This is a genomic window from Alteromonas lipotrueae, from assembly GCF_019249215.1.
In the GTDB taxonomy this organism is placed as follows: domain Bacteria; phylum Pseudomonadota; class Gammaproteobacteria; order Enterobacterales; family Alteromonadaceae; genus Alteromonas; species Alteromonas lipotrueae.
This window is the reverse complement of sequence record NZ_JAESDI010000029.1, coordinates 1-8,568: the sequence shown is the minus strand read 5'-3', so window position 1 is coordinate 8,568 and position 8,568 is coordinate 1. Positions and strand designations below refer to the sequence as shown.

The following is an 8,568-nucleotide window of genomic DNA, read 5'->3' as shown; positions in this document are numbered from 1 at the left end:
CATTATATCTTGATATTTTACCATTAAACTCTTTATGCAAAGCATCAACAAATGGTGACCATTTCTTAGTCATAAACTCTAAGATTTTATAATCGGGTGCACTGTTACCATAAATTAAGTCAGTTGCGACTCTGACAGGAACTTCTTCTGGCAATGTAACGTAAGGACCTTCGTCATTATGTTTTAATGCATTGCATTGAACAGGAATTACCCTATCGAAATACAATGCGGCTTCTTTGATGTTTCCTAAGCAGATAACGTCTAATGACTTTTTATACATAGCAGATATTTACAGGCTCCATTGAAGTGCTAATGCCGCCAGCAGAGGCGCAGCTTTGCTGCGTCCTGCTGACTGGCTTTGTTAGCTATTTTTTTTCATTCTACTAATTTAGCAATAAAATAATAATCGAGCCCATAATTAACCAGAGGGAGCAAAAGCATTTAAAACAAAGAAGGCTAGCATTATTAAAATTGTTAGAACCCAATAAATCATTGCAAGTGTTACTACAATTTCTAGTCCGTTGTTGTTATAAGACTTTCTAAATAGTAGCTCATAAGCCTCTTTTCTATATCTGGGGTGAAAGAATGCCACTTGAGAAAACGCCCCTATCATACCAGTAACCATAGTTAAACTTGAGACGATAATTACCAATATTACTAGCGAAATAAACATGAGTCTTTTTCTAGCATCTTCTGGAGCTGCGAGTTTAATAAATGCTCGACCTACGCAGCCACCCTGTATAAAACAAAGAGCCCACCCTTCCGCTGTTTTGTTAGGAATATTTAAGTCAATTAAGGAAGGGATATATTGAAAAATCCAAAGAGCAATCGAACTATAGTAATCTAGCACTTTTAACAGAACAGCCCAGACGCCAATATCTAGAGTTGTTGCAACAAACTTAAATAGGCTAATTGCTGCGACAATCGTTGCCAGCACAGCCCAGAGATTGAAAATTTCAGGGACCGGTTTATTATCTTTACTAATTTTTTCCACTTCTGGACTCTTTATATGGCAATTCTAAGCGGGATATTATCAATACTCATTGCTAATTGGATCTCCATATTGTTTGGCATAGTCATGTTGACGCACTTTGAGAGTTTTTTCTCAGAGTACCGACTCGCGATTTCGTCCATTTGGGGTTGGGCATTAGCCACACAATGGGTAATAAACTCTAAACGTGTCCGTGACTCCTTATTCATTTCTACTCCCGAAATAAGAGGGGTTGTGGCACTTTTGGTCACGCTTGTATTTATTTGGCTATTGTCAGTTAACTTTGCCAATGGAGCCACAGCGTTTTCCAATTTCTTGAATTCCAATTGGCAGTTTTCCAATGGTTCGGAAGACACAGACTTTTTTATTTTCTCAGTAGTCATAATGCCGATTACAGTGACACCATCAATAGTATTGTGGTTTTTAATTGGCCATCTAAGGAAAAGCCCAGATTAGCTAACATCTTGCTAAGCGGCAATGAAATAGCTGGCTAAAATTTGCGAGGAATGAACAAAAGCCAGCTATTTTTTGTCCTTTTAAGTAACATATTAGCTTGGGCAGATTAATCTAAACTCTGCGGAATCGTAATAAGTAACTGTTAATAATGTTAAAGAGCATTCTTTTGAAGAGACGTTTACCAAAAGCGAATTACCTACCTCTAGTTTTTGTTTCTTGTTTCCAACGTTAAACTCAGCATATGAACTGAAAGTACTAACATCATGTAAGCCAAGTACAGTACCTCCCTTAATTAATTCTATTGTTTGGCGCTTTGAAACACTAAATTTTTTATTATTAAGGTTGTATTCAGATAATTTTGTTTTTAGAGATTCATTTTGCAACTTAATGTTAGAAAGTAACTTTACAGTTGAATCCAATTTATTTTCTGAAGTTGTAAGTGCCTCTGTTAATAGTATATTTTTTGCTTTCAGTTCTTTTAGTATTCTTTGCTCTTCAACATTGATTGATAACTTTTCTGCAGTTTGGCTTAATTTTTTTACCAGTGTTTGAACATCTAAGTTCTTAACTCTCTCATAAGATGAAAGCTGAAGCTTAAGCTCAGAAATTTCACCTAAGCTTGTATCCTTACCTAATGTATAGGTACCTAATGCAATACCGCCAATAATTGTAAGAGCTATAGAAACGGTGGTGGCGTATATAGAAAATGTATTAACGATATTAGGCATTGTGTTTGATCTGTAAAGTATAAAGGAAAAGAAGTGACATTATAAACCGTTGATTTAATAAGTAAAGTTGGCTTTCCCGCTAAAAGTGAACATCCATGTTGAGCGTAAGCCTCTTCCTATCAATGTGCGCTGACATAGCACAGTGTTGAATACTGGCTTATGCGGTTATAAAAAAACTCAACATAGTCGAAGATATAATATTTAACTACTTCATACGACTGAAAAATTATTCCAACACTGCATCGTCCCACCGGTTACTCCGCTGTCTCATGCTATAGATTACCCTAATACTCGCTATTAGTTCTTGAGCGGGATATTTTACCTCTTTGTCGGAACGAATAATCAAACCATATTGTGTATCCCGTCGCCTAATGGGAACTAAACATGAACTAAACATGAACTAAACATGACAGGCATAATTCGAAAACAACAATACTCAACAAGGCAGGTATAATTCGAAACCACCAAAACACTCCCTTAGTACACTTTCTTTAATCTGAATGGCTAATCTTATCCACCCAGTTTGAAACCTGCTTTAGCACACCGCTGGCAAAGTGACTCACCTTGAGCAATACGCAACCAACATTAGCAACGGGTTGAAGGTCGACAAAGTGCAATGCGATTGCTGGGATAGCGTTGCATCTAAATAGCAAATCTCGCAAAACTGATTACTATTTCACGCTGGTGAAGGAATAAATACACTTAAGCGCCTGCTACTCTTACGCGCACTTCTGCTTTTTTCTGAGCATCAACTAAAAAGAAACGTTTACCTACACAACTAGCGACGAATATAGCCTTCGTTAAAGCAGCTTTACTTTTCCAAACATGCCTGTCTTGTTTAGTCGTTTGCCCTTGTTGAATTGCTTGTTAGCTCACTTTTTTACAACATTCATAGTTTGCCTATGCAAAAGGCATAAACCGTTTCTCTCTTTGGTGATCTTTTTAGTATTAGGATCTACAAATACTTGAGTGATACCTTTACGCCTGAAAGCTTTAGGATCTAAAGGTCTTTTAGCAAATGGGTTATGAAAAACGTATAACCCATCTAGAATAGTCTCTTTGTTATTATCAGTTACGGAGCTTCTATAAATAGGTTTGAGTTCAGCCTCCGACAACCAGACAGTATTCACAAAACGATGTTCAACTTCAGCTGCCATCGCTTCAACTTTACCCCAGGTTGCAGTTGTGCTTAGTATAATTGCACTGATTTCAGAGTGACTATTATCTTCAAACAAACCTAATTCAATTTCCGCACCATTTTCTTTTTCTACATAGCCCAACTTTACATCTGGAGGTCCATTTGGATATAAATGTGGTTGGTCTTTATAAGCGTCCTCATCAACATAAAAATCATACAAAAGTGCCATGATTGGCACTTCACATTGCAAATTAAAATGTGGCTGTTCAAATGGTGCTACAGCTAAGATAAACGGATTAGCTTTTACATGGTTTAACTTTGAATAAGATTTTTTGTACTTTCTGTATTTCGTTGAGATTGAATTTGCAAGACGAATAATTGATTCCATATTCACCTGTTTAAATCTTGTCGGAGTCCCTTTTTCTAAATCTTTTTCCCATTCAGGGGTTTTACCTGTCGCTGCTGCCGCGATAGTTGCTTCTATCACAATATCTTGATTATCGTAATCTAATAGAAAATCAGGAGATGCATGAGACCAATCCATCTTTAAACCTAATTCTTTAAATACAGCATATAGATATATTTCCCAAAAGCTTGAATTAAAGGTCGTCTGAAATTCGTGTACGAACTTATTGTCCCTGTCAGGAAATCCATTACACCAACGCAATAGCTCTTTACGATCATTCTCATTAGAGAAGTTAATTATTGAAACAAAATTTTTGTGTTGTTTGTCTAGGTCTACAATAGGTTGGAATAAATTCATAATTGTGAAGGGTATCCCTAGTGAGCTAACTCCGCAATATGGGGCGTATAGATGCTTGGCTAAAATAAGCGAAGAATGAGCGCCAGCCAAGCTTTAGACGTCCCATCCATGATTGCCTTGTTAGCTGCTTGAGCTATCGAGTCCCCTCGGACCAAGCGTAACAATTTTGATCGAGGCTTTAATTTTAGGTAGTGTTTTTGATACATGATTTATAAAATCTTGAGAAATAATAGGGGCGGCCAATATTTCATCAGCCTCTAATGCAAAACCAAATGGCATTCCTGGCAAACGTATCTTCCCTTTAAATTTTGCAGCGGTTGAACCCTGCACCTCAAAAGAGTGCTCAGAAGATGTTGAAAAACCAAAAATCCCAAAATCCATTTTTATAATGGCTTTTTGAATTGTTTCCGATGTATTGAGAGACTCTCTCAAAAAGCTTGCGAATGCAAATACCAACTCTTCAAGCTCTGGAATCATAAATACTTCCGCACCTTGAGCTCTCAACGTATCGAGGAGTTCTTCGAAATCTGCAATAGCATTTACCATATTTTCTAGTTGTTCTTGATTATGTTCGTTAGAAGTTATATCTATTTGTGTGTGGAACTTTCGAAATTTGCTTTCAAATAATGCTATCGCTTTTCCAATAGGTATATATAGGTCATCTAGATGGCTTCGGGCATTTTCGAAGTGACTATTTTGGAGCTGTTGTGACAATTGACTTTCGATCTGTTTTGTTTTTTCTTTTGCAGAAGCCTTAGCTACTAATCCAGTAACAATTGCAGCCCCCAAGGCTGCCCCACCAGAAATAAGAGCAATAACAATTTTATCATCCATAATTTGAGTCTCAGTTAAGAAAGCAGCTAACGCACCGCTTAGGGCAATAACACGTGGGCTAAAATTTGGAGCGAAGCGACTGAGCCCACGTGTTATTGTCCCAGGGAGCTTGCGACCGACTACAGCGGTTTGTTAGCCTTTTTAACCTGCGCCAACTATAGAAAGCAAAGTCCCTAGCCCAAGCAGAAATACTGATAATTTTCCTGAAAAAATTAAAGTCGATGGGTGATTATTAACTTCTTCCAATTTTGATTTGGCTGTTATGAGTTTTTCATTATTTTCTTTAATTGGCTGAGCTAAATCTGTGGGGGTGCTTTTTGCATGAGCCTTTAAAATCTTCAGGCTCTCTTCCGACTTTTCAATTTCCATTTCTGCCAGTTCTTTGTTGTGTTGTACCTTCGAATGCCACAAAAAGCTTTGGCTAGCCAGTAAGCCAGAAAGAAATATCACAAATAAACCTCCCTGAGTGATCTTCCTTTTAATATCCCCAGGGATTTCTGGGAATAGGGTGTCAGTGATAGCGAATATTGCTCCGTAGATGACTACAGTTCCAATAGTAATTATGAATTGTTTTTTCTTTTCTGGAAGTTTGAAATAACTCAATTTTTATCCTTAAGGCTAACGCACTGTTAAGGGGCAAATTGTAGTTGGCTAAAATGTGAAGCGGAGCGGAACCCGCCAACTGTTATTTGTCTCGCTTGAACAGCTTGCTATGTTTATTATTTATTACCATCGAGAGCATTAATTAACTCCTGATTTTTCCTTGTTATTTTTTCGATGTCACTAGCTTTAACATTACCTTTTTCCAATGCTGTAAGAATTTCAAAATGATAATGCTGAAATATACTAACAGGTAATAACGTATAGGGCTTTCCTCTTTCTTTCGCTAATTCATGTGAGAATTTACGATCATTCTCAGCCATTTCAGATGCTAGTTTCATCTTGTCCCTTTTAGACTGAGAATTTTGTTGGATAGAGATTGTAATTATTGACGATAGTGCTCCAATAATTGCGCCGATTAACGCTGACATTAAAGGAATTAAAATTTTAGCTTCCATGCAACCCTCTTATAACCATAACGCTCAAAGCAGCCGCGCATTTATGCGTCGGCTGCCTTTGCTTGTTAAATCCTTGACTCTACGCATAACCCAAACTTCTTGAGTAATCATTGAATAGTTTAGAGCAAGTCATATTTTCTATGTTTATTTTTAGCTCGCCTTCAAATAAATGTGATATTGAGCTGCTGATTGATTCCTGGTCACTCTTCGATGTCTCAAACGCAGTGGCATAACAGTCAATTGCTGCAGGATTTTCATAGCGATCTACATCTGTTAACGATAAGAGTTCCATATTTAATCTATGGAAAGCAAAACCAAGAAATACGATACGTTCGGCGTATTTCATATTTGATTTAAGTATACCCATAGAATCAGAATGAGCGCCCTCAGTAAAAGTTCGAATTCTTTGCGCATATTCAATTAGTTGGTGAGTTTGAATCTCTCCACCATATTCCATGACAGTAGAGCTTGCTCTATCTTGCCACTGAAGTGAACCGACAGTACCGTATGGATGTATGAAGGTTAATTTTGCAATGACTTCTGCTGCTTCGGCCCCTGATAAGCGATAGTAGGTCATCAGTGCGTTATGTAGAAAGTGCTCAATACAGCGATCGTAATTAAATATGACTAAGGTGATGCTGGAGAATCTTTTCGCTAGATCTTCGGCTCTACAGTTTTCGGTAAGAGTTCTAAAAAATGGAAGATACCACGTGCTCTCTAAAGCAGAAAAATTAATTGTCCGCGAACCTCTATACCGATCGAAATATAGCTTACTTCTTTTCTCTGCCTTTAGTATGGAATCAACGATACCAATCTTTCCGCATAGGGCTAATTTTTCATTACCACGTTCTGAGTCAATGAAATTATCTATGGATATGGCGAGGGGCATATTGTTTCTTATATGCCTACACGCCTGAAGGTATTCATTCACTTCGGCATTATTATTGTTTGTATGGCGTCTAAGCGTTTGGTAAAGATCGTAATTGCCATCTTTAAATGAACCATGCTCAAATTCCATTTTCAATATTCGTGCAATCTCATCTTTTAGAGAATTCCCTACGGGGAGGTCAGCTTCAAAGCTCGCTCCAGCACCAATAATATATACGGTATTCCTTGCCAATTTATACTCCGGTATTGATTAGATTTAACAGCTTATTATATGGAAAAAATCCTTTATACAAGATGGAAAGTTTCCGTACATCATTTCCCTAATTCACAAACTTTCGCACGAAAACAACCTATTATTAATCTATTACACCCCAACCTTTCAAAGGCACTCACACATTCCGAAATAATTCCTTTTTATTTCCAACAACGCAAAAAAAGCAGAAACTGTATAAACACACAGTCAACCAAAGATCTCAACCCCACTCACTCAAACACCAACCTATTACACTCAAAAACCACGCGGTCTTTCACCTTCAGCTGCATATATTCCAAGCCCCCTACTTCGTCTAACAATTTCGTCAATTCCAAGCGTGGCTGTTCAATGCTATTAAACACATCTAATACACGTTGTAATTTGTATTGATGAAAGCTGAATATAAAACGTTGCTCTTCTACATTTTCACTTTCGCCCCGCCCTATTTTGAAAGTGTGCTGCCCTATTGTTCTTGGAATAAAGCGCGTAGTATTTTCATTACTCGCATTCTTCTCTCGCCAATCAGCTAACGCTTTTGAGGTGTTTTTCAACACCGGCCATTGCTGAGCAAACATATTCTTTAATAGTGGCAGTAAGGTAGCGGGTATTTCGTCGTTTTCTAAAAAGGCGGGGTTGCTGGCAGGGTTATTATCGTTACTGCCAGCGGCACTTGTATGCTTTTCAGCGCTTGGGTTATTCATTCGCTTAACCCAGGCGGCTACATTGGGTGCTAGCTTATCCATCAATTGTTTTGGTGCAGGGTCGCGGTATAAATGAGCATACAATGGGCCTAATAAACCAAAGTCGCCAGTGCAGGGTTTATCGCCTAGCAAATACTTATGAGTCGCAAAGTGTTCGTTTAAGTAATGCAGAACGGCGTTTTCGTACCAGTCTTCAATATGCGGAATGCTTTTCTCGGTAATGCCTAACAGTGGCACAAACCCTTGAAACTTTTTGGCTAGTTTCTTTCCAAAATACGCTTTAACAAATTTGGGGGCTTTAGGGGTAACTACTTGCCCAAATTCTTCATATATAAAACGGAAGTTATCTTTGTTCCAGCGGTAATGCATAGCGGGAATAACCAGCCATTCGTCTCCCCATAGGGCGAATAGTTCGCTTACAAGGTGCTGTGCCGGTGTGGTGGGTACTACTGATAGATTATTGGTGTTGGTATCTGCCTGTGTATTAGCCCGAGCCTGTGCTTCAAAGTAATCAATAATGCGGGCGGTATCTTGTAAGTATTCGTCTGAAGGGGTTTTTACCACCGGAATAAAGGTAAGACCGGTTTTCGGGCGAATAATTTTTTTGTATACCGATACGGTAGATAGCACCTCGGTAAAAGGCAGTTGCTTATAGTTAAGGTAAGCACGAATTTTACCTGTATACAAAGACACTTCAGAACCATACAAAATATACACTACAACATACTCTTAAACGCTGAATAACAACAAGATAATAG

Annotated in this window: 10 protein-coding genes; all 10 read right to left on the bottom strand. The window is 38.1% G+C overall.

Going from position 1 to position 8,568, the window contains the following annotated elements; translation table 11 throughout:
- Positions 1-280 (bottom strand): hypothetical protein (locus tag JKP82_RS20530; protein ID WP_218398555.1); only part of this gene is annotated, 280 nt, incomplete at its 3' end.
- Between the two features lie 138 nt (positions 281-418).
- Complete coding sequence (locus tag JKP82_RS20525; protein WP_159530502.1) at positions 419-994, bottom strand: hypothetical protein; 576 nt, start codon at positions 992-994, stop codon at positions 419-421.
- 11 nt (positions 995-1,005) lie between these two features.
- Positions 1,006-1,200, bottom strand: coding sequence for a hypothetical protein (locus JKP82_RS20520; RefSeq protein WP_218398553.1), 195 nt, complete (start codon positions 1,198-1,200; stop codon positions 1,006-1,008).
- A gap of 339 nt (positions 1,201-1,539) precedes the next feature.
- Positions 1,540-2,175, bottom strand: coding sequence for a hypothetical protein (locus JKP82_RS20515; RefSeq protein WP_159530506.1), 636 nt, complete (start codon positions 2,173-2,175; stop codon positions 1,540-1,542).
- An 872-nt stretch (positions 2,176-3,047) separates the two neighbouring features.
- Positions 3,048-4,076: a hypothetical protein gene (locus tag JKP82_RS20510; protein ID WP_159530508.1), complete on the bottom strand. Its 1,029-nt coding sequence runs from the start codon at positions 4,074-4,076 to the stop codon at positions 3,048-3,050.
- 120 nt (positions 4,077-4,196) lie between these two features.
- Positions 4,197-4,910 carry a hypothetical protein gene (locus JKP82_RS20505; protein ID WP_159530510.1) on the bottom strand — a complete coding sequence of 238 codons (714 nt, stop codon included), beginning with the start codon at positions 4,908-4,910 and terminating at the stop codon, positions 4,197-4,199.
- Positions 4,911-5,051: 141 nt separating this feature from the next.
- Positions 5,052-5,513: a hypothetical protein gene (locus tag JKP82_RS20500; protein WP_218398551.1), complete on the bottom strand. Its 462-nt coding sequence runs from the start codon at positions 5,511-5,513 to the stop codon at positions 5,052-5,054.
- Positions 5,514-5,629: 116 nt separating this feature from the next.
- Positions 5,630-5,968 (bottom strand): hypothetical protein, encoded by a 339-nt coding sequence (locus JKP82_RS20495; RefSeq protein WP_218398549.1) that lies wholly within the window; start codon positions 5,966-5,968, stop codon positions 5,630-5,632.
- 79 nt (positions 5,969-6,047) lie between these two features.
- Positions 6,048-7,088: a hypothetical protein gene (locus JKP82_RS20490; protein WP_159530516.1), complete on the bottom strand. Its 1,041-nt coding sequence runs from the start codon at positions 7,086-7,088 to the stop codon at positions 6,048-6,050.
- 251 nt (positions 7,089-7,339) lie between these two features.
- The gene (locus JKP82_RS20485) at positions 7,340-8,527 is read right to left on the bottom strand and encodes a glutathione S-transferase family protein (protein ID WP_218398547.1); all 1,188 of its coding nucleotides are present in this window, start codon (positions 8,525-8,527) and stop codon (positions 7,340-7,342) included.
- Between the last annotated feature and the right edge of the window lie 41 nt (positions 8,528-8,568).